Here is a 23,188-nt window from a genome sequence, read left to right as displayed (position 1 = left end):
CGGTCTCCCAAGAAACGACCACCGGGAGAAAGAAACCCAACCAAGCCCCACCCCTCCTCCCGCTGGGGCCGGTCTCACTCGCGAGGGTGAATATGCCCAACTCGGCTGGCTTTGTAGTGGGTTGCTTGATCTACGCTCTGCCCAACAGATCCGGACGCAGACATGCGTCGGCCCTCGCCGGGACGGCAATCCCAATGCGAGGGCCTGACCACCACGGAAGAGATCGCTTCCCGATGGCTATCGAAAACCCTAGCGCGCAGGCCCTTGCCACGTCCCGCAGCGGCTCGAAGAACCACCCTTCCCGGGGTACTTCCTGCGGAGTGGTGCACGAGAACACGCATCACTCCACTCACTTCACGGTGGTCGGCAACCACCTCGCGCAGCACACCGACCTCTCGCTGACGGCGATCGGACTCGCGACCCACATCCAGTCGCTGCCGGCCGGATCGCCCGTGGACATCAGGTCGCTGGCCCGGCGCTTCCCGGAGGGGACGACGCGGATCGCCGCCGCTCTGCGCGAGCTGGAGGCCCACGGCTACCTGCGGCGCACCAAGGAACGCACGGCGGCCGGGCGGGTCGTGACTCGCACGGTCTCCTGCAACCGACCCGGCCGCACGGGCGGCGGCCCACGCCGCACGAGCGCCCCGTCGCCCCGTCCCGCCAAGCGCGACGACCCCCCTTCGAGGCCCGAGGCGGGACCTCCACCACGCCGACGCGAGCAGCGCGAACCCCGCCGACGGACCTCCCTGCCGGCCGTTCCGCAACCCGCCTACCTCACACCCGACCAGCTCCAGACGGCCATCGGCGTCCTCTCCGGCCTCCGTCGCACGGACCCCCGCCTGCTGATCTCCGCGAGCGAAGCCGAGCACCTCGCGCCAGGCGTCGTGACCTGGCTGGAACGCGAGTTCACACCCGAGTCCGTCCACCGCGCACTGACCACCGCCCTCCCGCCGGAACCCCTCCGACGCCCCGCCGCCCTCTTGGCCCACCGCCTGACGGCCCAGCTCCCACCCCTACCGCCGTTCCGCACCCCGGAGGACCCTGCCGCCCGCCACCCCCTCCAGAACTGCGACACATGCGACCGCGCGTACCGCGCCCCAGAACCCGGCACCTGCGGCGGCTGCCGCACCTGACCAACCCGCCGACCCCGCCCTGAGGAACCCCGTGGTCAACCCACCGCACGAAGCGATGCACCACATCTTCCGGCACGATCTCCACCTCTTCAGCCGCCTGAAAGACGTGCTGGATCTCCCCCTGCCGGCCGTCGTCGACGCGGTCGTCCTGCCCAACGACCTCACCGAGACCCGACCGGTCGAACGCCGCGTCGACCCCCTGCTGCGGCTCGTCAGCGCCAAGGACGGCTCCCTCCTCCTCGCCATCGAGGTCCAGGGCAAGAAGGACCCGTCCAAGCCCGCGAGCTGGGCGTACTACGTCTCGTACCTGTGGACGAAGTACGCGCTGCCGACCGCGCTGCTGGTCGTCTGCCAGGACCGCGCCACGGCGGAATGGGCCGCCCGGCCCACCGCCAGCGGACCGGCGTACATGCCGACCCTCAGCATCCGGCCCATCGTCGTGGGTCCGCACAACATGCCCGTCATCACCGATCCGGTCAGGGCGGGCGAGGACCTCGCGCTGGCCACCCTGGCGGCCATCACGCACGCGGGCGATCCGGACATCGGTGCCATGCTGAAAGCACTGTCCACCGCTCTGCGGGACGTTCCCGAGAGCGTCGCCGACCCGATCATCGAATTCACCGCACAAGGGCTGAGCAAGCGCCCGGCCCAAGACCTCTGGAGGACGCTGGTGGCCGTGGACCTCTCCTTCTACAAGTCGTACCTCTCGGAGGAGATCCGAGACGAGGGCCGGACCGAGGGCCGTGCCGAGGGGCGTGCCGAGGGGCGTGCCGAGGGGCGTGCCGAGGGGCGTGCCGAGGGGCGTGCCCAGGCCAGTGCCGACGCCATACTGCTGGTCCTGGAGCAGCGCGGCATCGCCGTACCCGACGACATCCGCGACCGCGTCACCGGCTGCGACGACCCCGAGACGCTGCGCGCCTGGCTGTTGCGCGCCGTCACGGCGGACTCGGCCGAGGAGATCTTCGCGGACGAGTAGGACCGGCGAACGCACGGAGGGGCCTGGGACGAGCGCCGTCCCCAGGCCCCTTTCCCGCTTCCCGCTTCCCGCTTCCCGCTTCCCGCTTCCTGGAGCCGCCACCGGGCGGATACGGGGCCGGTTCGGGCGTGGCCAAAGCGGCCACGCCTTCGTTGCTCGCGTGAACGCACGCATGGCAGCATGCCCGGGTGAGTGACAACGGGGACGAAATACCGAGGCCTCGGCAGGTTTCGAGACTGTCGGAGTTGGCGGACGCACACGTCGAAGCGGTGCGTCCGGATACGGAGGCGGTTCCGGAGGACCCGCCCGCGCCGGCCGTACCGCAGGCGGAGCGCGCCGACGACATCGCGCTGGATCGCTGTCTCTCAGGACCCCTGGGTCTGGCGTCGGCCGACAACCCGGTGGCCTACGTCCACCATGCCCAGACGTGGCACGACCCTTTGCCCGAACGGCGGAGGAGTCGAGTAGGAAGATGCCGAGGAAATCGATTCGCGGAACTGAACATCTCGTCTCATTTCAGTGGCTTCGACCTCGGGGACATCACGTGCGAGGGGGAAAGCGGGGCAGAGGGGTCGGCCGGTCGTGTCCCTGCTCAGGCGGTTGTCGGTCCCGCTCACGAACTTGAGAACGAGGCCGTCTCACGTCTTCCCGCAGGGGACGGGGCGAGGAGAAGGACGGAAACTCGCACTCATGGTTGAGCCGACACGGGAAGCCTGGCTGAGCCGCATGGCCGTCACCGGCCTGACGATCTCCGGTGATCCGGCGCCTGAGGACGTTCCCTCTGTTGGTGAGGCGATGCGGAGCGTTGCCAACTGGGAGGTCCGGCCTGTCGTCGAGATTCCCTTGAGTCATCCGAACGCTCTCCAGGAGGTGGACCGGAAGTGGTACGTCCACGCTGTGCGGAGTGGGCTGCTCGGGGATGACCGCCCCTTTCTGCTGAGCAGCCCCGGATCCGGATCGTCCACATTCGGTTGGGCTGTGGTGAAGTGGGCGCCCGGCGCGGAGCCGGCGCAGCGCCTCGCGCGGGACGAGGAGGGGCTCGATCTCCTCGCGATGTCGCTGGACGGGACAGTGGTCTGTGCCGTGACCGAAGAGGAATACGACTACTGGATCGTCGTCCAGCAGCTTCGGTAGGAATGCGCGAGGGCCCGGAACCGGGCCGATCCCAACCCTGTTCGAGGCCGATGGGTTCGGACACGCCTTCGTTGCTCGCGTGAACGCACGCATGGCAGCATGCCCGGGTGAGTGACAACGGGGACGAAATACCGAGGCCTCGGCAGGTTTCGAGACTGTCGGAGTTGGCGGACGCACACGTCGAAGCGGTGCGTCCGGATACGGAGGCGGTTCCGGAGGACCCGCCCGCGCCGGCCGTACCGCAGGCGGAGCGCGCCGACGACATCGCGGCGGCCCGGCGGGAGTTCGCGCGGGTGCTGGGTGAATTCCGGCGCACCGCCGTCCTGGTGCCGTTCGACGACCAGGACAGTCTGTGGACGGCGGACGTCAACGGGGTGCGGTGGATCTGCGCGTTCTCGGACGAGGAGGCGCTGGCCCGGTTCGCGGAGGCACGGGGAGACGCGGGGCGGGAGTGGACGTACCGGACGATCCTGGGCGCGCGGCTCCTTGACGTGATGGTGCCGATGCTGCCCGGTCCGGGCGGTGTCGCGCTGGACGCGGGCAGTACGGACGGCATGCTCTTTCCGCCGGTGGCGGGGATCGTGCCGGACGAGGTGGCGGTGGATCTCGGCGAAACAGCTGATCTCGGGGGAACGGGGACGCGATGAGTGGGGACAAGCCAGATCTGGCGGCGCCGGCGGCGGCGCTGACGGAGATAGCGCAGGGCATCGACCTGGCGCATGCCGAGCTGAAGGAGCTCGGCATGATCGGCGAGGCGTCGACGGGTCGTGGATTCTCCGACCTGTCCCTGTCCGGGCTGGAGTTGGGGCACGGCGGCCTGACGTCGGAGTTCGAGACGTTCTGCAACCGCTGGGAGTGGGGCGTCCGCGCGCTGGCGATACGGGGGAACGGCTTCGCGCAGGGCGTCGGCCTGTCGGCGGGCTCGTTCGCGGAGCAGGAGCAGTACATCAAGGACTCGATCAAGATCGGGGCGAACTCCCTCAACGGCAACCCGCACCTGTCCGAGGACGAGGTGAAGGGGATGCGCTGGGACACCATCCGTGACCAGCACATGTGGGACGACGCCGACTGGAGCGAGGAGTCGTTCAGCGAGGCCCACGGGGAGGTCAGGCAGACCTGGAAGAACACCGGCTACGACGTCATGGACGCGCAGCTGGACTCGATGGAGCGCCAGGGGCTGATCGACCCGGCGGTACGCGACCGCCTGGACGGTCAGCTCAAGGACGACCTCGACCCGGACGAGGCGACCGTCGAACAGGCCGAGCAGCCGCGCTGGGGGGAGAACCGCTGATGGTGGACTGGGGAGGTCTGGTCGACAAGGGGATCGACAAGATCGGTGACGGCATCGACAAGGGCAAGCAGCTCGTCGGTGAGGGCGTCGACTATGTGACCGACAAGGCCGGCCAGGGCCTGGACAAGGTCGGGGCGCACGACTGGGCGGATTCGGTCGAGGACTGGGGCGACGAGACCGCTTCGTCGCTCGGCGCGACGGTCGGGGAACAGCAGCTCGGGCAGACCGAGGAAGCGAACGAGCTGATCCACGGCAAGCCGGAGAAGATCGCCGAGGCGGTGAAGAACCTCCGGGACTTCCAGAAGGCGTTCGACCTGGTCGGCAGCGGCATGAAGAAGCTCGACTCCGGTCACTGGAAGGGTGAGGCGGCCGACACGTTCCGGGAGAAGTTCCAGACGCTGCCGGCCGACTGGCTGCACGCGGCGGACGCGATGGAGAACGCGGCCAAGGCACTGGAGACGTACTCCAAGGCGGTCGTGAGCGCGCAGGGCAAGGCGCGTGAGGCGATAGCCCTCTACAAGGAGGGCGACAAGGACTCCAGGACGGCCGCCGACACGTACAACAAGAAGGTCGACGCCTACAACGCGGCCCGCACCGGGGACAGTCCGCTGCCCGACCCCGGGGAGTTCTCCGACCCCGGCAAGGCCAAGCGGCAGCGCGCCCGGGAGATCCTGAGCGACGCCCGCAAGGCCCGCGACGAGGCGGGGGACACCGCGAAGGCGGCGGTGACCACCGCGCTCGCCCACGCGCCCAAGGAACCGACGGGGCGCGAGCGGGCCAAGCTGGAGCTGATGGACTACGGCATGGGCCAGGGCATCGAACTGGCCCACTTCGGCGGCGGCGTCGTCAAGGGCGCGGCCGGCCTGGTCAACTTCGTCCGCTCGGTGAACCCCGCGGACCCGTACAACCTGACCCACCCGGCGGAGTACTACAAGGGCGTCAACATGACGCTCGCCGGTCTGGTGTCCACGGCGGCGAACCCGGACCGGGCGCTGAAGAACGCCTGGGACGCGGCGAAGGGCGACCCGTCGGAGTTCCTCGGCCGACTGGTGCCGGAGATCCTCGGCACCAAGGGCGCGGGCGTCCTGCGCAGCGGGCTGCGCGTCGGTCTGAACGGCAGCAAGCACCTGCCCGACGGGAAGAAGCCGCCCGGCAGCCGCGGGGACCACGAGAAGGACCCGGACAGCAACGGCAAGAAGTGCGGTGAGACGGTCTGCAAGAAGGACCCGATCGACATCGCGACGGGCCGGATGCTGCTGCCGCAGACGGACATCACCCTGCCCGGTTCGCTGCCCGTGGTCTTCCGGCGCACCTTCGACTCCTCGCGTCGCTCGGGACGCTGGTTCGGCCCGGCGTGGTCGTCGACGGTGGACCAGCGGCTGGAGATCGACGCGGAGGGCGTGGTCTTCAGCTGCGACGAGGGCAGCCTCCTCGCCTACCCGCACCCGGCCCCCGGCGTCCCGGTCATGCCCACGCACGGCCGGCAGTGGCCGCTCGACCGGGTCGGGGACGGCTACACGGTCACCGACCCCGACACCGGCACGGTCCGGCACTTCGCCGACCACGACGGCGAACTCGCCCTCCTGGCGCAGATCGACGACCGCAACGGCCGCTGGATCGCCTTCGAGCACGACGAGTCGGGCGCCCCGACGGCGATCGTCCACCACGGCGGCTACCACCTGAAGCTCACCACGGCCGAGGGCCGGGTCACGGCCCTCCACCTCGCGGGAGCGGCGCCGGACGGCTCCGACCAGGAGATCCTCCGCTACGGCTACACGGCCGGCCACCTGACCGAGGTCACGAACTCCTCGGGCCGCCCGCTGCGCTTCGGCTGCGACGAGCACGGCCGCATCACGTCGTGGACGGACACGAACGGCAGCCGTTTCGACTACGTCTACGACGACCGGGACCGCTGCACGTACCAGTCAGGCACGAACGGACACCTCGAAGCCACCTTCACCTGGGACGACGTCGACCCGACGACGGGCCTGCGCCTGACCACCCTGACCGACGGCATGGGGAACACCGAGCGCCACCTGATCAACGACCGCGCGCAGGTCGTCGCAGAGATCGACGCGCTGGGCGCGGTCACCCGCTTCGAGTACGACCGGCACAACCGGCTGCTGTCCCGGACGGATCCGCTGGGGCACGTCAGCTCCTTCACCTACGACGAGCAGGGCCGCCTGACGCTCCTTGAGCGACCGGACGGCCGGCAGGCGCGGGCCGAATACGACGCCAGCGGATTCCCGATACGCATCACCGGCACCGACGGTAACGTCACCCGCCAGACCTTCGACGAGCGCGGCAACCGCACGTCGGTGACGGGCCCCTCCGGCGCACGGACCGAGTTCGCGTACGACGAGTCGGGCCGGCTCACGTCGGTGACGGACCCGCTCGGCGCCGTCACGCGGCTGGTCCTGGACGCCCGGGGGCTCCCCGTCGAGGTCACCGACCCGCTGGGGGCCACGACCCGGTACGAGCACGACGCCTTCGGCCGTACGGTCCAGGTCACCGACCCCCTCGGCGCGACCGCACGACTGGAGTGGACGGTCGAAGGCCGCCCGTCCCTGCGCACCGCGCCCGACGGCACGACGTAATCCTGGACGTACGACGGCGAGGGCAACTGCCTCAGCCACACCGACGCGATGGGCGCCACGACCCACTTCACCTACACCGACTTCGACCTGCCGACTTCCCGAACTGGCCCGGACGGAGTCCGCTACGAGTTCTCCCACGACACGAACCTGCGGCTGACGCGGGTGACCAACCCGCAGGGGCTGACGTGGGACTACACCTACGACGCGGCGGGCCGGGTGGTCGCCGAGACAGACTTCGACGACCGAGCGCTGAGGTACGGCTACGACGCGGCGGGCCTTCTGACTTCCCGTGCCAACGGGCTCGGCCAGACGATCTGGTACGAACGCGACGCTCTCGGTCGGGTTGCCCGCAAGGACGTGGCAGGGGCGGTCAGCACTTACGAGTACGACGTCTTCGACCAGCTGGCGGCGGCAACCGGCCCTGACGCGACTCTGCAGCGCCTCCGGGACCGCTACGGCCGGCTCGTCTCCGAGACCGTGAACGGTCGTACGCTCTCGTTCGCGCTCGACGCCATGGGGCGACGCACGGGGCGGACGACGCCGGGCGGTTCGAAGAGCACATGGTCGTACGACGCGGCGGGCAGGCGTACGGAACTCACCTCCTCAGGTCGGACGGTGGCCTTCACTCACGACGCTCTCGGCCGTGAGACGGCCCGGCACATCGCTGATTTCGCTGTCCTGGCCTCTTCGTTCGACGCGATGGGCCGCCTCACCGATCAGGGTGTCACCGACGGCTCGGGGCGGCGCCTCCAGCATCGGGAGTACACCTATCGCGCGGACGGCGGACTCGTCGGCATCAGCGACGCGCTCTCCGGGGTCCGGCGTTTCGACCTGGATTCGTCCGGCCGTGTCACGGCCGTCCACGCACGCGACTGGACGGAACGGTACGCCTACGACGAAGCCGGCAACCAGACGGAAGCCACATGGTCAGCCGCCCATCCGTCCCACTCCTCGACTGGCACGCGTGCCTATCAAGGCACTCGGATCACCAGCGCGGGCGCAGTCCGCTACGAACACGACGGCCAGGGCCGGATCGTCCTACGTCAGAAGAACCGTCTCTCCCGCAAGCCCGACACCTGGCGCTACAAGTGGGACGCGGAGGACCGTCTCACCGCGGTGACGACACCGGACGGCACGGTCTGGCGGTACGCGTACGATCCTCTGGGCCGTCGCATATCCAAGCAATCTCCCCTGGAAACCGTTTACTTCACCTGGGACGGGGCCACTCTCTGCGAGCAGACGACCCAGGACATCACCCTCACCTGGGACCACGCGGACCTACGCCCCCTCGCCCAGACGGAACGTCGAACCGACTCCACGGACGAACGCTTCTTCGCGATCGTCACCGACCTGATCGGCACCCCGACAGAACTCGTCGACGAATCAGGCAACGTGGCCTGGCGCACCCGCGCCACGCTCTGGGGTACGACGACCTGGGTCCGCGACGCCACGGCTTACACGCCGCTTCGCTTCCCGGGCCAGTACTTCGACCGTGAATCGGAACTCCACTACAACTTCTTCCGCTACTACGACCCGGAATCAGCCCGCTACCTCACTCCAGACCCCCTGGGCCTGACCCCGGCCGACAACCCGGTGGCGTACGTCCGCAATCCGCATACGTGGAGCGACCCACTAGGCCTGGCGCCCGAAGGATGCCCTCCCCGAATTGAAGGCGGAGGGTGGGATATGCGAGGCCGGAATCCAATGGACATTATTCCAGATGACGCACAAATGCGTCACTTGACTCCCGACCCCAATGGCGGAGCGCAAAAGGGAGTCGAATACAAGTGGAATGACCCAGTTACTGGAAATACCGTTCGCCTCCGCGTGCATGACGAAGACAAAACCGCACCCGCTGATTCCAACTCCGCCAAGGGCGACATCTATCGAGTATCAATCGCGGGACGCTACCAGGACGAGGCAGGAACCCTCTACCATCGCAACGTTCACAAAGACACGAGCCCCCACTACAATCCCGAAGCGGCGAATGACACACATATTCCGTGGCCAACTTCGTACCCGCTTCCCTATTGACGTGTAAGGTGACCCGCGTGCCCCTCCCTTCTTCCCAGCTTCTCGAATTCGTGCGAAACCTCACTACCCCCGACTCAAAATCCCGCGAGTTGGCGGCAGATCGGGTCACCGATTCAGTGTCCAACTACTCGCCGATCGACGGGCGAATCCTCACGGGCATCCTCGTGGCAGCCGCAGTATGCGAAAGCGACCCGGATGCTTTGGAATCCCAGCTGAACGCGATCATCCAGCTCGGATCCCTGGCGGAACCGGAAATGGTCGCGGGTTTGCGAGTCCTTGACGTCGAGGGCCTTCCCGGCGAACTCGGCGACTACGTGAGGGATATTTTGGAGGATTAGATACTTCGACCGATGGGCCTGGGGCCCGAGGATCCCAGGCCCTTCAGGTCCAGGTCTGACCACGATCCTCGGAGACAGGACCCTGACCGTGGCCAACGCCCTCACACGTCTGCTTGAGATCTGCCCGGCGCCGAGCGAGCTCCGGCGCAAGGATTGGGACGAGGTCGAGCGCAGCCTCGGGGTCGAGCTTCCCGCCGACTACGAGGAACTCATTCGCGTCTACGGGGGAGGCAACCGGGACGACCACCCTGTACCTCCTCGAACCGGGCTGCCCCAACGGCCACTACGACCTCGTCGACTGGGCGAAGAATCAGGCCGAAGACTTGGAAGACCTGTGGGAGTTCGAGAAGAAGCCGCCGGGGCTGGAGATCGAGAGGTCCCGAGTCATTCCATGGGCAACCACAGACAACGGAGAATGCCTCTACTGGCACGCTCGACCCGACCTTGACCAGGACCAATGGACCGTCATGGTGAACGAGGCTCGCGGTGACCGGTGGGAGCATTTCTCCGTATCCTGCACGCAGTTCCTCGCTTCCGCCCTTGACAGAGAGCTGCAGTCGAACATCCTTTCATCCTTGTTCCCCCGCACCACACACGAATTCCGCCAGCTCAGCCCGGTATGACGACGCGGCCGGCCGCCGCACGGAACTGACCTCCTCGGGCCGGACGCCGGCCTTCACCCACGACACCCTCGGGCGTGAGACAGTCCGCCACATCGCCGACTTCGCCATCCTGACCTCGTCGTTCGACACGATGGGCCGACCCACTGACCAGGAACCGGCGGTTCTGGCCACCGCCTCCACCACCGGGCGTACACGCACCACGCGCACGGGCGGCCTCATCGGCATCACCGATGCGCGCTCGCCGTCCGTAGGCGCTTCAACCTGGACCTGGCAGGCCGCGTCACAGCCGCCCACGCCCCGGCCCACTCGGGGACAGGCTCGTCACCTTCTTCCCGATAGGAAAGAGCTGCAGCCCGTGATCAAGATGAGCTTCACAGTGCGCCCCGAACAGGGCGACCCCAGTGACTTCGACCTCGGGGACATCACGTGTGAGGGGGAGAGCGGAGCGGCGGGGTCGGCCGGACACGTCCCCGACCAGGGGATGATGATCTACCTGTCGGTTCCCCTCCTTCTCGACTCGCTCCGCCCCCTCTTCACCGGGGAGAGGAAGGCGGTGTCGTTCGTGGGTACCGACACGTCGTTCCGGCTCGACTTCAGACGCGACCGCAAGGGGGTCGTCACGGTTTCGGCGAAGGGGACCGTGCTGGGGAAGTGCGGTCTCGAAGAGCTCGCGGACGCGGTGCTCCGTCCAACTGTGGAGCTCGCGGAGAAGGACCTTTGGAACCTTCCCGCAGGGGACGGCGCGCGCAGTGACTACTTCTCCTCCTTGGAGAGGTTCCGCGCGTCGCTCGCGTGAAGCTCCCACGGCAAGCAGAAGGGGCCCCGAATCGGTAGGGATTCCGGGCCCTTCGGACGAGCAGGTGGTGTTACATCCGAATGGCCACTCAACGATACTCGCAAGGGCCCGCATTCCCGGCACAGAGAAGAACTATTACCATGACCGATAGCCTGACCCTGGTGAATCCTGAGAGCCTCGTAAGCCTGTACGGAGAGATCCCACCTCTCGAAAGGTTTCGCTTGCGCTCCATCAACCTGAACTGGCTGGGACCAACGGTCATTCTTCGTTTGGACCTTTCCAGCTTCCCCTCCGTGGTGCCTCTGGAATGGGAGGGTGCGGATGTCGACACTGTCCAGTGCCATCTGCAGTTCCTCGCGGTGGCAGATTTCTCCCTGACGAAGTGGGACCCGCCCGCCCACTCGTCCGCCCTCCACACGACGTCCCTGGGCGAAAAGCAAAGGATGCGGGTGCGGGTGACTGATGCCGGAGTGGATCTCAATTTCACCAGTAGCCAGTTCACACGGGTGGGACATGTGAGCGCCTTCAAGATCAAGGCTGACGGCACGGACGGAAGCCCTCACCTATTTCTTCAGAAGCTTGACAGCATGCACTATGACACCATTCCGGAAACCGACGAAAAGACCTTCCATGGGCGACTCTGACTGGACAGCGATCATCAATTCAGCAGAGGAGATCACGAGCGTCTACGCAACACCCCCGAACCTGAACGAGTGCGCTCTTTATTATGTACAGATCGATGAAAGAAGCACATCGGTAACGCTGGCTTTCGAGACCTCGATCCTCCCCTCGAACCCACCCCTCTCATGGGCGGACAGAGAGTACAACACAGTCGAGTTCTACTTGAAGTTCGCGGGCGTGAAGGAACTCCAGATCACCGGCTGGGACTTCACCGCACGCGACGCAGCAGTCACCTTCACCTCTTTCGGCGAGGGCATCCGGGTTTCCGTCGGTGCGACAGGTTCGCACCTCGCCTTCACGGCGGACATGTCTCTCCTGACCCGAACACGCCCCTATCTCTCCTCACGTGCGAGCTGCGGCAGCCCTGCGCATGGCCAAGACGACAGAAAATGAAGAAAGACCAGGGTCCGAAGAACTTTCGTGCCCCCTCCGTCGCATGAATGCCGACTTGGACTCGCGCATGAATGGACATGCCGACGGAATAATCATCCGCACGCGGGGCCGGTCCTCTTCTGCTCCCATCAAGAAGAGAGGTGTATCCACTCCATGACGAACGGTCTTGCGCGCCTTTCTGTAATCGTGCCAGCTCCGAGCGAGCCCCGCCAGAAAAATTGGGACGAGGTCGAGCGCATGATCGGGTTGGAGCTTCCCGCTGACTACAAGGAGTTCATCCACGTCTACGGGGGCAGCAACTGGGACGACTATCTATACGTCCTCGAGCCCGGCTGTCCGAACGAGAACTACGACTTCCTCGAATGGGCAGAGCACCAGCCCGAAGACCTGCAAGACTTGTGGGAATTCGAGAAGAAGCCAGCGGAACTGGAGGTCGAAGGCTCACAGGTCATCCCCTGGGCGACCACGGACAACGGGGAATGTCTTTACTGGCTGGTTCGGCCCGGCCTCGATCCGAACCAATGGGCTGTCATGGTCAACGAGGTACGCGGCAGCCAATGGGAGCACTTCTCCGTATCCTGCACGCAATTCCTCGCATCCACTCTCACCGGGGAAGTGCGCTCGGAAATCCTCTCATCCTCGTATCCTCTCTCCGCACACGAGTTCCGCAGGCTCCAAACGGTATGACGAACCGGGGCCTGCCGGATGTGCCTCCGAACGCCGACGCAGGCCGCCCGCCCCGGTGGATCGTCGCAAGACGTGGCTGACGGTTCACAGCGACGGCAGCGGGTGGCCCTGCATGCGAGAGGGGCCCGGAATCCAGACGGATTCCGGGCCCCTCTCGCATACGACCGAGGCTTACTGCTCCGTCTTCTCCGACGGCTTCTCCGTCGCCTTCTCCACCGGCTTGCGCAGCTGGATGTTCAGCTCGCGCAGGCGGGCCTCGTCCAGCTCCGTCGGGGCGCCCATCAGGAGGTCCTGGGCGTTGCCGTTGAGCGGGAAGGCGATGGTCTCGCGGATGTTGGGCTCGTCGGCGAGGAGCATGACGATGCGGTCGACGCCCGGGGCGATGCCGCCGTGCGGCGGGGCGCCGTATTCGAAGGCGCGGAGCATGCCCGCGAACTCGTGCTCGACGGTCTCCTTCGAGTAGCCCGCGATCTCGAAGGCCTTGAACATGATCTCGGGCTCGTGGTTCCGGATGGCGCCGGAGGAGAGCTCGATGCCGTTGCAGACGATGTCGTACTGCCAGCCGAGGACGTCCAGCGGGTCCTGGGTCTCCAGCGCCTCAAGGCCGCCCTGCGGCATGGAGAACGGGTTGTGCGAGAAGTCGATCTTGCCGGTCTCCTCGTCCCGCTCGTACATCGGGAAGTCCACGATCCACGCGAAGCGGAAGACGTTCTCCTCGAACTGGCCGGCGCGCTTGGCGGCCTCGACCCGGACCGGGCCCATGATCTTGGAGACCTCGTCGAACTCGCCCGCGCCGAAGAAGATCGCGTGGCCGGGCTCCAGGCCGAGGCGCTCGGTGAGGACCTTGACGTTCTCCTCGGTGAGGAACTTGGCGATCGGGCCGGTCAGGGCGTTGCCCTCGCCGACGCGGACCCAGGCCAGGCCCTTCGCGCCGAGGGAGACCGCGAAGTCGCCGAGGCCGTCGAAGAACTTGCGCGGCTGGTCACCGGTGTCCGGGACGGCGAGCGCGCGGACGTGCTTGCCGGCGAAGGCCTTGAACTCGGAGTTCTCGAAGACGTCGGTGATGTCGACGAGTTCGAGGGAGGTGCGCAGGTCGGGCTTGTCGTTGCCGTACTTGAGCATCGACTCGCGGAACGGGATCCGCGGGAACGGCGAGGTGACGTGGCGCCCGCCGCCGAACTCCTCGAAGAGCTCCGTCATGAGCTTCTCGATCGGCTGGAAGACGTCCTCCTGCTCGACGAAGCTCATCTCGACGTCGAGCTGGTAGAACTCGCCCGGCGAACGGTCGGCGCGGGCGTCCTCGTCGCGGAAGCAGGGCGCGATCTGGAAGTACCGGTCGAAGCCGGAGATCATCAGCAGCTGCTTGAACTGCTGCGGCGCCTGCGGCAGCGCGTAGAACTTGCCCGGGTTCAGGCGGGACGGGACGACGAAGTCGCGGGCGCCCTCGGGGGAGGTCGCGGCGAGGATCGGGGTCGCCATCTCGTTGAAGCCGAGGGCCACCATCTTGGAGCGGATGGAGGCGATGACGGCGGAGCGCAGCATGATGTTGCGGTGCATGCGCTCGCGGCGCAGGTCGAGGAAGCGGTACTCCAGGCGCCGCTCCTCGTTGACGCCGTCGTCGGCGTTGATGGTGAAGGGGATCTGCTTGGCGGCGCCCAGGACCTCGACCGTGGCGGCCTCGATCTCGATGTCGCCGGTGGCGAGCTCCGGGTTGACGTTCTCCGCGCCACGCGAGACGACCTTGCCGTCCACGCGGACGACGGTCTCCTTGGTCAGCTTGTCCAGCACCTCGGCGGCGGCGGTGCCGGGCCGGGCGACGAGCTGCGTGATGCCGTAGTGGTCGCGCAGATCGATGAAGAGGATGCCGCCCAGGTCGCGCCGATTGTGCAGCCAGCCGCTCAGCCGGACGTCGGTGCCGACGTCAGAGGCGCGGAGCTCGCCGCAGGTGTGGGACCTGTACCGATGCATCGTCGTTCATCCAGTCTTCGGGATCTGTGGGTCGTGGGCCGCCGCCCGGTGGCCCCTGTCACGGATGTCACAGGACACGCGGGCAGACCCACCCAGAGTACCGGCCGGGCCAAGATCGCTTTTCGAATACTCTCGGTGGCGATCTGCTGTCCGATATTCATAAAGTGGGGCAATGCGCACCGAGGACGTCCTGGCCGCGATCGCGACCGGCCTGTGGCGCTGGGACAACGCGTCCGGGATCGTCTCGCTCGACGCCGAGGCCGCCCGGCTGCTCGGGCTGCCCGCCGAGCCCGTACGGCTGACCGAGGCGGCCGTGCGCTCCCGTTTTCATCCGGTCGACTGGAACGAGATCGACGGGGTCGTGAACCTCGCCGTCGCCGAGGGGACCCTCGCCGAGGCCCGGCTGCGGATCATGGACGGCCACGGCCGGGTGATCCGTACCGTACGCAGCCGTTCCAAGCCCCTCATCCAGGGCGACGACTACCAGCTCGTCGGCACGCTCCAGGAAGTCGCCGAGCAGCAGCCGGGGACCGCCGCCCGCACCCCCATCACAGGTGACTGGCGCCGCTCCCGCGAGGCGTTCCTGCTGGACGCGGGGCGGGCGCTCGCGGAGGCGCGGTCGACGGCCGAGGTGCTGCGGGTGGCCGCCTCGCTGTCGATGCCGGGCTTCTCGCCGGACGGGCTCGCGGTCTTCGGCGTGGCGGGCGACCGGCTCACCGTCATCGGCCACCACGGGCACAGCGAGGGCGACGAGGGGCCGTTCTCGTCGATGTCTCTCGACACCGACTACCCGGCGGCCGAGGCCGCCCGCACCGGCCGGGCGATCTACCTGCCGACACCGGACGAGTACCTGCGCCGCTTCCCCATGACCTGGCCGCTCGCGCAGCGCTTCGGGCGCCGCTCCTGGGCCTTCGTGCCGCTGGTCGTCGCCGGCCGCACCATGGGGGCCTGGATGGCGGCCTTCAAACACCCGGTGGCGTTCACGCCCGACGAGCGTTCGGTGCTCACCACGGTGGCGCGGATGCTCGCGCAGGCCCTCGCACGCGCGGGCGTGGCCGAGTCCGAGCGGGAACTGTCGCTCGGACTCCAGCGGACGATGATGCCGGTCCTCGGGCCCGGCATCCCCGGCATCCAGGTCGCCGCCCGGTACGTGCCGACCGGCGGCGGGCTCCAGGTCGGCGGCGACTGGTACGACATGATCCGGCTGCCCGGCGGCACCACCCGCACCGGCGGGCGCGGCTCCGGACGCATCGCCCTCGTCATCGGCGACGTCCAGGGCCACGACGTGCGGGCGGCGGGGCTCATGGGGCAGCTGCGGATCGCCCTGCGCGCGTACGCCTCCGAGGGCCACCGGCCGGACGCGGTCCTCTCCCGCGCCTCCCGCTTCCTGTACGGGATCACCGACGGCGACGACGGGGAGGGCGAGGCCGGTCCGCGCTTCGCCACCTGCCTCTACCTGGAGGTCGACCTGGAGACGGGGACGGTCGACATCGCGCGGGCCGGGCATCCGGACCCGGCGGTGCGGATGAACGACGGAACGGTTCTCCTCCGGCCCACCGCCGGTGGCCTCCCGCTCGGCATCGACCCCGACACCGACTACCCCACCACCCGGCTCACCCTCGAACCCGGCGAGACCCTGATGATCTGCACCGACGGCCTCCTGGAGACCGGCGGGCACGACCTCGACACCGGCTGGGAGCGGGTCAGGAAGCTCCTGGAGTCCCACGACGGCGAGGACCTGGAGCAGCTCGCCGACACGCTCGTGGAGGCCGTCCACGGGCCCGGCTCCCACCACACGACCGGACCGCTCGCCGACCGCCGCGAGGACGACATCGCCGTCCTGCTGCTCTCCCGCCGGCCCGCCGGCGGGAGGTCCGAGGCCCCGCGCCGCACGCTGATGACGATCGCCCAGGCGGAGCCGGAACGGATCGCGGAGGCGCGCGAGCAGGTACGGCAGCTGCTGCACGACTGGGCGGACGGGGACCAGCTCGACTCGGCGGTCCTCATGGTCTCCGAGATGGTCACCAACGTCCTCGTCCACACGGACGGCGACGCGCTCCTCGTCGCGGAGGTCGCCTGCGGCGAGAAGTCGCGGCGGCTGCGCGTCGAGGTCTCCGACAACAGCGACGAACTGCCGCACAGACGCCACCCGGGCGAGATGGCGTCGAGCGGCCGCGGCCTGGTCCTGATGGAGATGCTGGCGGACGCGTGGGGGGTGGACCCGCGCGGCGAGGGCAAGGCGATCTGGTTCGAACTGAACGAACCGAGGTCGGAGGGCACGGACGGCGGGACCGGGACTGGCACCGGGACCGGGACCGGGACTGTGACTGACGCTGGCACTGCCACTGGGACTGGGACCGGGACCGGGACTGGCACCGGGGTCGGCAGCGGGGTCGGCAGCCGCTTCGGGTAGTCCTGAAGCGGCCCGGTGGGCGCGGCCCGGGGGGTGCGGCCCGATGGGCGCGGGCCCTCCTTCGGGCGCAGACTGGTGTCGTACGGCCGCCAGGGGGACCTGGGAGCGCGCCATGGACACCCACAAGGTCGGCAGCGACACCACCGTGCTGGCCGACAGCCTCGACGTAGCGGGGATCGGGCACCTGCCCGCCAACGCCTACGTCGTCACCGCCACCGAGCCCGTCGTCGTCGACACCGGTCTCTCCCTCCCCGACCGCGATTTCGTCGAGGCGCTCGGTGAGGTCGTCGACCCGGCCGACGTGCGCTGGATCTGGCTCACGCACCCCGACCGCGACCACACCGGCGGCATCTTCGACCTCCTCGACGCCGCCCCGCACGCGCGCGTGGTCACGACGTTCCTCGGCTGCGGGATCATGTCGACCGAACGGCCACTGCCGATGGACCGGGTGTACTTCCTCAACCCCGGCGAGTCCCTCGACGTCGGTGACCGGGCGTTGCACGCCTTCCGGCCGCCCCTCTTCGACAACCCCTCCACCGTCGGCTTCTACGACGACCGGACCCGGATCTGCTTCAGCTCCGACTGCTTCGGCGGGCCCATGCCGAGCGCCGAGATCGCGGAGAGCGGGCACGCGAGCGACCTCAAGCCGGAGGACCTGCGCGCGGCCCAGCTGCTCTGGGCGACGATCGACAGCCCGTGGGTGCACCTGGTGGACGCGGAGAAGTACCGGGCGACCATCGCGCCGCTGCGGGAGATGAACCCGGAGATCGTGCTGTGCACGCATCTGCCGCCCGCCGTGCGGATGACGGACCGGATGCTGGAGACGATCGCGTCGGCCCCGGACTCCGACCCGTTCGTGGGACCCGACCAGGCGGCCCTGGAGCAGCTCCTGGCCTCCTTCGAGCCGGGCGGTCTGACCCCGGCCTGACGGGGGGAGAAGAGGTCTTCTAGCCGCTCGCCCCCGGACCCGGCCGCGGTTCCGGTTCCCCGCGCGGTGCCCCGTACCGGGCGCGCAGCTCGACCAGGACCCCGGTCGCGGCGGCGGTCAGGGGCACCGCGAGCAGCATGCCCAGAATGCCCGCGACGGACGCCCCGGCCGTGATGGCCAGCAGGACCGCGGCCGGGTGCATCTGCACGGTGCGGCTCTGGACGAGCGGCTGGAGGACGTTGCCTTCGAGGACCTGTACGGCCAGGACGATGCCGAGGACCCACAGGGCGATGACGAACCCCCGGTCGGCGAGGGCGACGAGGACGGCGACCGCGCCGGAGAGGAAGGCGCCGAGGTACGGGATGTAGGCCGTGACGAAGACGAGCGCGGCGAGCCCGACGGCGCCGGGCACCTCCAGGACGAGCAGTCCGACGCCGATGAGGACCGCGTCGACGAGGGCGACGAAGGTGGTGCCGCGCATGTATCCCTCGACGGCCCGGAAGGCGCGTCGCGCCATTCCCTCCACGGTGTCGCCGGTGTCGCCGGGGGCGAGCGTGCGCAGGGCGCCGGCGGCCCGGTCGGAGTCCCGCAGGAAGAAGAAGATGAGGATCAGGGCGAGGACGGCGGTGGCGATCACCTCGCCGACGACGCTGATCCCGGTGATCACTCCGGAGGCGGCGGTCCCGCCGAAGCGTTTGAGGAGGCCCTCGGCGTTCGCGGCGAGGTCGTCGAGTGAGGTCCCGGCCGCGCCGAAGTGCTTCGCGATGTCGCCGGCGGCCTGGCGCAGCGAGGCGACGATCTGGTCGCCGGTCTCGATGAGCGCGAGCACGACGATGTACGTGGCGCCGCCGACGACCGCGAGGACGGCGACGACGGTGAGGGCGGCGGCGAGCGACTTCCGGACCTTCATCCGCTGGAGCCGGCGGTGGAGCGGCCCGAGGAGGGCGGTGCCGAGGATCGCGAGCAGGACGGGGGTGACGACGGTCTTGAAGACGACGCAGAGCCAGATCCCGACGGCCGCGACCCCGGCGGCGAGCAGCAGGACGGCACACCAGGCGGCGACCCGGCGGGCGGGTTCGGGAAGGAGCGCTCGGGTCGTCTGCACGTGACCACCGGACCACGCTCCTCGGCGTGTCGTCGCGCGCTGACGACCGTACGGGTGACGGGGCGTCAGCACCGCTCGTACGGGGCCGTGGGGACGCGCATGTCGTGCACTCCGGACACGGACACGCGTACGGGGCCGGGTACGCGTACGGGGCCGGGCATGGTGCCCGGCCCCGTACGGCGTCCGCCGTCACACGTCCACGGCGTCCGCCGCTACGCGCTCACCGTGTCCGTCGTCACTCGCCCATCCCGTGGACCGCCGGGATCGTCCCGAGACGGCCCGCCTGGAAGTCCTCGAAGGCCTGGCGCAGTTCGGCCTGGGTGTTCATGACGAACGGGCCGTAGTGGGCCATCGGCTCGCGGATCGGCCGGCCGCCGAGGAGGACGACCTCCAGGTCGGGGGTGTTCCCGTCCTGCTTCTCGTCGGCGCGGACGGTGAGCGCGCCGCCCTTGCCGAAGACGGCGGTCTGGCCCAGGTGCACGGGCCGCCGCTCCGCGCCGACGGTGCCGCGGCCGGCCATGACGTACGCGAGGCCGTTGAAGTCCTCGCGCCACGGCAGGCTGATCTCGGCGCCGGGTCGCAGGGTCGCGTGGATCATCGTGATGGGGGTGTGGGTGATGCCCGGCCCGTCGTGGCCGTCGAGCTCGCCCGCGATGACGCGGAGCAGCGCGCCGCCGTCGGGGGAGGTGAGCAGCTGGACCTGGCCGCCGCGGATGTCCTGGTAGCGGGGGGCCATCATCTTGTCGGCGGCGGGCAGGTTCACCCACAGCTGGAGGCCGTGGAAGAGGCCGCCGCTGACGACGAGGGACTCCGGCGGGGCCTCGATGTGGAGGAGGCCCGCGCCGGCCGTCATCCACTGGGTGTCGCCGTTGGTGATGGTGCCGCCGCCACCGTTGGAGTCCTGGTGGTCGAAGACCCCGTCGACGATGTAGGTGACGGTCTCGAAGCCTCGGTGGGGGTGCCAGGGCGTGCCCTTGGGCTCTCCGGGCGCGTACTCCACCTCACCCATCTGGTCCATCATGATGAACGGGTCGAGGTACTGGTAGTTGATCCCGGCGAACGCGCGGCGCACCGGGAAGCCCTCGCCCTCGAAGCCCTGGGGGGCCGTGGTCACGGCCAGGACGGGGCGGGAGACGGCGTCGGCGGGGGCGGCGACGCGCGGCAGGGTGAGCGGGTTCTCGACAGTCACAGCGGGCATGGTGGGCCTCCTTGTGCGACCAGTTTAGTTGAACGATGAACTTTCTGCCACCCAGAACACGGAACGCCCGGGAGGAATTCCTCCCGGGCGTTCTCCCACACTCCTCCAGCCTGCGTCAGCCGTACATCCGCCGCATGGCGAAGTCGACCATCTGCTCCACGGCCTTCGCGTCGAAGACCATGCGGTGGTCCCCCTCCATGTCGAGGACGAAGCCGTAGCCGGTCGGCAGCAGGTCGATCACCTCGGCGCCGGTGATCACGAAGTACTTCGACTCCTTGCCCGCGTACCGCCGCAGCTCCTTGAGCGAGGTGAACATCGGGATGACCGGCTGCTGGGTGTTGTGCAGGGCCAGGAAGCCGGGGTTGTCGCCACGCGGGCAGTAGACCTTGGAGGTCGCGAAGATCTGCTGGAAGTCCTCGGGCGCGAGCGTGCCCGTCGTGAAGGCGCGTACGGCGTCGGCGAGGGAGGGCGGCGAGGGCTCGGGGTAGAGCGGGGGCTGCTGCCCGTAGCCGCCCTGCATCCCCCCTTGCATACCGCCCTGCATACCGCCCTGCTGCGGCGGGGCGTACTGCTGCTGCGCACCCGGATTCTGCTCGTAGCCGTACATGGGGCCAGCCTATCGACCCACCGACTCCGGCAGCACTGCCCACGGACGGCCGAATCCCGGGACCACGAACGGCCGAACGCCGGAACCGCGGACGGCCGAATCCCGGGACCACGAACGGCCGACGGCCGGGACCACGGGTGGCCGGATTCCCGGGACACGGGCCGCCAGGGGCACATGCCCCGGGCCCTTTTCCTGCGGCTCGTGTCACAGATGGCCCGGTAGGGGTTGCCCTTATTACCCACGGGTAGCATCATCGTAGAGAAGCGTGGGCTACTCACTGGTAGTACGAGTGCCGACACCTTCGCGTATCAGGACATCCGCCTCCCCGAGCCTTACGGAGCCGTCGCCATGGGGCACTACAAGTCGAATCTCCGCGACATCGAGTTCAACCTCTTCGAGGTGCTCGGCCGCGACAAGGTGTACGGCACCGGTCCGTTCGAGGAGATGGACGTCGAGACCGCCAAGAGCATCCTCGACGAGATCCGCCGCCTCGCCGAGAACGAGCTCGCGGAGTCCTTCGCCGACGCCGACCGCAACCCGCCGGTCTTCGACCCGGAGACCAACACCGCCCCGGTCCCGGCCAGCTTCAAGAAGTCGTACAACGCCTTCATGGAGTCCGAGTACTGGCGCCTCGGCATCCCCGAGGGCATCGGCGGCACCGTCTCCCCGCGCTCCCTGATCTGGGCGTACGCGGAGCTGCTCCTCGGCTCGAACCCGGCCATCTGGATGTACTCCTCCGGCCCGGCGTTCGCCGGCATCCTCTACACCGAGGGCAACGAGGCGCAGAAGAAGGCCGCGCAGATCGCCGTCGAGCGCCGCTGGGGCTCCACGATGGTCCTGACCGAGCCCGACGCCGGTTCGGACGTCGGCGCCGGCCGCACCAAGGCCACGCAGCAGGAGGACGGCTCCTGGCACATCGAGGGCGTGAAGCGCTTCATCACGTCCGGTGAGCACGACATGGAGGAGAACATCCTCCACTACGTCCTCGCCCGCCCCGAGGGTGCCGGCCCCGGCACCAAGGGCCTCTCCCTCTTCCTCGTCCCGAAGTACGAGTTCGACTGGGAGACCGGCGAGCTGGGCGCCCGCAACGGCGTCTACGCCACCAACGTCGAGCACAAGATGGGCCTCAAGGCCTCCAACACGTGCGAGATGACCTTCGGCGACCAGCACCCCGCCAAGGGCTGGCTGATCGGCGACAAGCACGACGGCATCCGCCAGATGTTCCTCATCATCGAGTTCGCCCGCATGATGGTCGGCACGAAGGCGATCTCCACCCTCTCCACCGGCTACCTCAACGCCCTGGAGTACGCCAAGGAGCGCGTCCAGGGCACCGACCTGGCCAACTTCATGGACAAGGCCGCCCCCAAGGTCACCATCACGCACCACCCCGACGTCCGCCGCTCGCTGATGACGCAGAAGGCGTACGCGGAGGGCATGCGCAGCCTCGTCCTCTACACGGCCTCCGTGCAGGACGAGATCGCGATCAAGGCGTCGGCCGGCGAGGACGCCAAGGCGCTGCACGGCCTGAACGACCTGCTGCTGCCGATCGTCAAGGGCTACGGCTCCGAGAAGGGCTACGAGCAGCTCGCGCAGTCGCTCCAGACCTTCGGCGGCTCGGGCTTCCTCCAGGAGTACCCGATCGAGCAGTACATCCGCGACGCCAAGATCGACACCCTCTACGAGGGCACCACGGCCATCCAGGGCCAGGACTTCTTCTTCCGCAAGATCGTCCGTGACCAGGGCGCCGCCCTGAACACGCTCTCCGAGGAGATCAAGAAGTTCCTCGCGGTCGGCACCGGCGGCGAGGAGCTGGCCGGCGCCCGCGACGCGCTCGCCAAGGCCGCCGTCGACCTCGAAGGCATCGTCGGCACGATGATCACCGACCTCACCGCCACCGGCGAGGACGTCAGGAACATCTACAAGGTCGGCCTCAACACCACCCGCCTGCTGCTCGCCTCCGGCGACGTCGTCGTCGGCTACCTGCTCCTCAAGGGCGCGGCCGTCGCCGCCGAGAAGCTGGCCGCGGGCGCCACGGGCAAGGATGTCGCCTTCTACCAGGGCAAGATCGCGGCCGCGAAGTTCTTCGCCGCCAACATCCTGCCCAACGTCACCGCCGAGCGCGCCCTCGCCGAGGCCGTCGACGGCTCGCTCATGGACCTGGACGAGGCCGCGTTCTAAGGAACGCCTCTCGGCCATGCAAGGAACGGCCCGTCCCCGGGGAGGGGGGCGGGCCGTTCTGTATTTTTTCGGGGCTCCTTCCCCTCCGGGGCGCTGGAGTCGGGGGGA

The 23,188-nt window shown here is 68.6% G+C and carries 17 protein-coding genes and 1 pseudogene; 14 read left to right on the top strand and 4 right to left on the bottom strand.

What is annotated here, in order from left to right; all coding sequences use genetic code 11:
- The first annotated feature begins 233 nt into the window (after positions 1 to 233).
- From ACRRSS_RS36005 to ACRRSS_RS35955, 11 genes and pseudogenes are all read left to right on the top strand, one after another.
- Positions 234 to 1,133 (top strand): helix-turn-helix domain-containing protein, encoded by a 900-nt coding sequence (locus tag ACRRSS_RS36005; protein ID WP_435975133.1) that lies wholly within the window; start codon positions 234 to 236, stop codon positions 1,131 to 1,133.
- A 31-nt stretch (positions 1,134 to 1,164) separates the two neighbouring features.
- Positions 1,165 to 2,109: a hypothetical protein gene (locus ACRRSS_RS36000; protein WP_435975132.1), complete on the top strand. Its 945-nt coding sequence runs from the start codon at positions 1,165 to 1,167 to the stop codon at positions 2,107 to 2,109.
- A 690-nt stretch (positions 2,110 to 2,799) separates the two neighbouring features.
- Positions 2,800 to 3,243, top strand: coding sequence for a hypothetical protein (locus ACRRSS_RS35995; RefSeq protein WP_435975131.1), 444 nt, complete (start codon positions 2,800 to 2,802; stop codon positions 3,241 to 3,243).
- A 164-nt stretch (positions 3,244 to 3,407) separates the two neighbouring features.
- Positions 3,408 to 3,890, top strand: a complete 483-nt coding sequence (locus tag ACRRSS_RS35990) for an SseB family protein (protein ID WP_435975130.1) — start codon at positions 3,408 to 3,410, stop codon at positions 3,888 to 3,890.
- Positions 3,887 to 4,534 carry a hypothetical protein gene (locus tag ACRRSS_RS35985; protein WP_435975129.1) on the top strand — a complete coding sequence of 216 codons (648 nt, stop codon included), beginning with the start codon at positions 3,887 to 3,889 and terminating at the stop codon, positions 4,532 to 4,534. The genes ACRRSS_RS35990 and ACRRSS_RS35985 overlap by 4 nt, the downstream gene beginning before the upstream one ends.
- A pseudogene (locus ACRRSS_RS35980) lies at positions 4,534 to 9,165 on the top strand (putative T7SS-secreted protein). The gene ACRRSS_RS35985 and the pseudogene ACRRSS_RS35980 overlap by 1 nt, the downstream one beginning before the upstream one ends.
- A 17-nt stretch (positions 9,166 to 9,182) precedes the next feature.
- Positions 9,183 to 9,503: a hypothetical protein gene (locus tag ACRRSS_RS35975; protein ID WP_435975128.1), complete on the top strand. Its 321-nt coding sequence runs from the start codon at positions 9,183 to 9,185 to the stop codon at positions 9,501 to 9,503.
- A 978-nt stretch (positions 9,504 to 10,481) separates the two neighbouring features.
- Positions 10,482 to 10,922: a hypothetical protein gene (locus ACRRSS_RS35970; RefSeq protein WP_435975127.1), complete on the top strand. Its 441-nt coding sequence runs from the start codon at positions 10,482 to 10,484 to the stop codon at positions 10,920 to 10,922.
- A 140-nt stretch (positions 10,923 to 11,062) separates the two neighbouring features.
- Positions 11,063 to 11,566 (top strand): Imm50 family immunity protein, encoded by a 504-nt coding sequence (locus ACRRSS_RS35965; RefSeq protein ID WP_435975126.1) that lies wholly within the window; start codon positions 11,063 to 11,065, stop codon positions 11,564 to 11,566.
- The gene (locus ACRRSS_RS35960) at positions 11,553 to 11,996 is read left to right on the top strand and encodes an Imm50 family immunity protein (protein WP_435975125.1); all 444 of its coding nucleotides are present in this window, start codon (positions 11,553 to 11,555) and stop codon (positions 11,994 to 11,996) included. The genes ACRRSS_RS35965 and ACRRSS_RS35960 overlap by 14 nt, the downstream gene beginning before the upstream one ends.
- Before the next feature lie 153 nt (positions 11,997 to 12,149).
- Positions 12,150 to 12,683, top strand: a complete 534-nt coding sequence (locus ACRRSS_RS35955) for an SMI1/KNR4 family protein (protein WP_435975124.1) — start codon at positions 12,150 to 12,152, stop codon at positions 12,681 to 12,683.
- Positions 12,684 to 12,854: 171 nt separating this feature from the next.
- Here the strand turns inward: ACRRSS_RS35955 and aspS are convergent, their stop codons facing one another.
- Positions 12,855 to 14,651, bottom strand: a complete 1,797-nt coding sequence (aspS, locus tag ACRRSS_RS35950) for an aspartate--tRNA ligase (RefSeq protein ID WP_435975123.1) — start codon at positions 14,649 to 14,651, stop codon at positions 12,855 to 12,857.
- Positions 14,652 to 14,823: 172 nt separating this feature from the next.
- On the opposite strand from aspS, the gene ACRRSS_RS35945 reads away from it, so the two are divergent.
- Positions 14,824 to 17,064, top strand: coding sequence for an ATP-binding SpoIIE family protein phosphatase (locus ACRRSS_RS35945; protein WP_435975122.1), 2,241 nt, complete (start codon positions 14,824 to 14,826; stop codon positions 17,062 to 17,064).
- Positions 17,065 to 17,176: 112 nt separating this feature from the next.
- Positions 17,177 to 17,992: an MBL fold metallo-hydrolase gene (locus ACRRSS_RS35940; protein ID WP_435975121.1), complete on the top strand. Its 816-nt coding sequence runs from the start codon at positions 17,177 to 17,179 to the stop codon at positions 17,990 to 17,992.
- Positions 17,993 to 18,011: 19 nt separating this feature from the next.
- Here the strand turns inward: ACRRSS_RS35940 and ACRRSS_RS35935 are convergent, their stop codons facing one another.
- The 3 genes from ACRRSS_RS35935 to ACRRSS_RS35925 form a co-directional block, all read right to left on the bottom strand.
- The gene (locus ACRRSS_RS35935; protein WP_435975120.1) at positions 18,012 to 19,097 is read right to left on the bottom strand and encodes an AI-2E family transporter; all 1,086 of its coding nucleotides are present in this window, start codon (positions 19,095 to 19,097) and stop codon (positions 18,012 to 18,014) included.
- 235 nt (positions 19,098 to 19,332) lie between these two features.
- Positions 19,333 to 20,295, bottom strand: coding sequence for a pirin family protein (locus tag ACRRSS_RS35930; RefSeq protein WP_351894925.1), 963 nt, complete (start codon positions 20,293 to 20,295; stop codon positions 19,333 to 19,335).
- A 115-nt stretch (positions 20,296 to 20,410) separates the two neighbouring features.
- A complete protein-coding gene (locus tag ACRRSS_RS35925) occupies positions 20,411 to 20,902 on the bottom strand; it encodes an SseB family protein (RefSeq protein ID WP_435975119.1) in 492 nt (163 codons plus the stop codon).
- Between the two features lie 348 nt (positions 20,903 to 21,250).
- On the opposite strand from ACRRSS_RS35925, the gene ACRRSS_RS35920 reads away from it, so the two are divergent.
- The gene (locus ACRRSS_RS35920; RefSeq protein ID WP_435975118.1) at positions 21,251 to 23,080 is read left to right on the top strand and encodes an acyl-CoA dehydrogenase; all 1,830 of its coding nucleotides are present in this window, start codon (positions 21,251 to 21,253) and stop codon (positions 23,078 to 23,080) included.
- The last annotated feature ends 108 nt before the right edge of the window (positions 23,081 to 23,188 follow it).

It is taken from the genome of Streptomyces sp. Qhu_M48 (assembly GCF_051305195.1).
In the GTDB taxonomy this organism is placed as follows: Bacteria; Actinomycetota; Actinomycetes; order Streptomycetales; family Streptomycetaceae; genus Streptomyces.
This window is presented reverse-complemented; position numbering and strand designations above follow the sequence as displayed.

What these genes read in the sequence shown, in the direction of transcription:
- ACRRSS_RS36005 (WP_435975133.1), top strand. Translation starts at nt 234, where the DNA reads ATGGCTATCGAAAACCCTAGCGCGCAGGCCCTTGCCACGTCCCGCAGC.
- ACRRSS_RS35995 (WP_435975131.1), top strand. Translation starts at nt 2,800, where the DNA reads ATGGTTGAGCCGACACGGGAAGCCTGGCTGAGCCGCATGGCCGTCACC.
- ACRRSS_RS35985 (WP_435975129.1), top strand. Translation starts at nt 3,887, where the DNA reads ATGAGTGGGGACAAGCCAGATCTGGCGGCGCCGGCGGCGGCGCTGACG.
- ACRRSS_RS35965 (WP_435975126.1), top strand. Translation starts at nt 11,063, where the DNA reads ATGACCGATAGCCTGACCCTGGTGAATCCTGAGAGCCTCGTAAGCCTG.
- ACRRSS_RS35960 (WP_435975125.1), top strand. Translation starts at nt 11,553, where the DNA reads ATGGGCGACTCTGACTGGACAGCGATCATCAATTCAGCAGAGGAGATC.
- ACRRSS_RS35955 (WP_435975124.1), top strand. Translation starts at nt 12,150, where the DNA reads ATGACGAACGGTCTTGCGCGCCTTTCTGTAATCGTGCCAGCTCCGAGC.
- aspS (WP_435975123.1), bottom strand. Translation starts at nt 14,651, where the DNA reads ATGCATCGGTACAGGTCCCACACCTGCGGCGAGCTCCGCGCCTCTGAC.
- ACRRSS_RS35945 (WP_435975122.1), top strand. Translation starts at nt 14,824, where the DNA reads ATGCGCACCGAGGACGTCCTGGCCGCGATCGCGACCGGCCTGTGGCGC.
- ACRRSS_RS35940 (WP_435975121.1), top strand. Translation starts at nt 17,177, where the DNA reads ATGGACACCCACAAGGTCGGCAGCGACACCACCGTGCTGGCCGACAGC.
- ACRRSS_RS35930 (WP_351894925.1), bottom strand. Translation starts at nt 20,295, where the DNA reads ATGCCCGCTGTGACTGTCGAGAACCCGCTCACCCTGCCGCGCGTCGCC.
- ACRRSS_RS35925 (WP_435975119.1), bottom strand. Translation starts at nt 20,902, where the DNA reads ATGTACGGCTACGAGCAGAATCCGGGTGCGCAGCAGCAGTACGCCCCG.
- ACRRSS_RS35920 (WP_435975118.1), top strand. Translation starts at nt 21,251, where the DNA reads ATGGGGCACTACAAGTCGAATCTCCGCGACATCGAGTTCAACCTCTTC.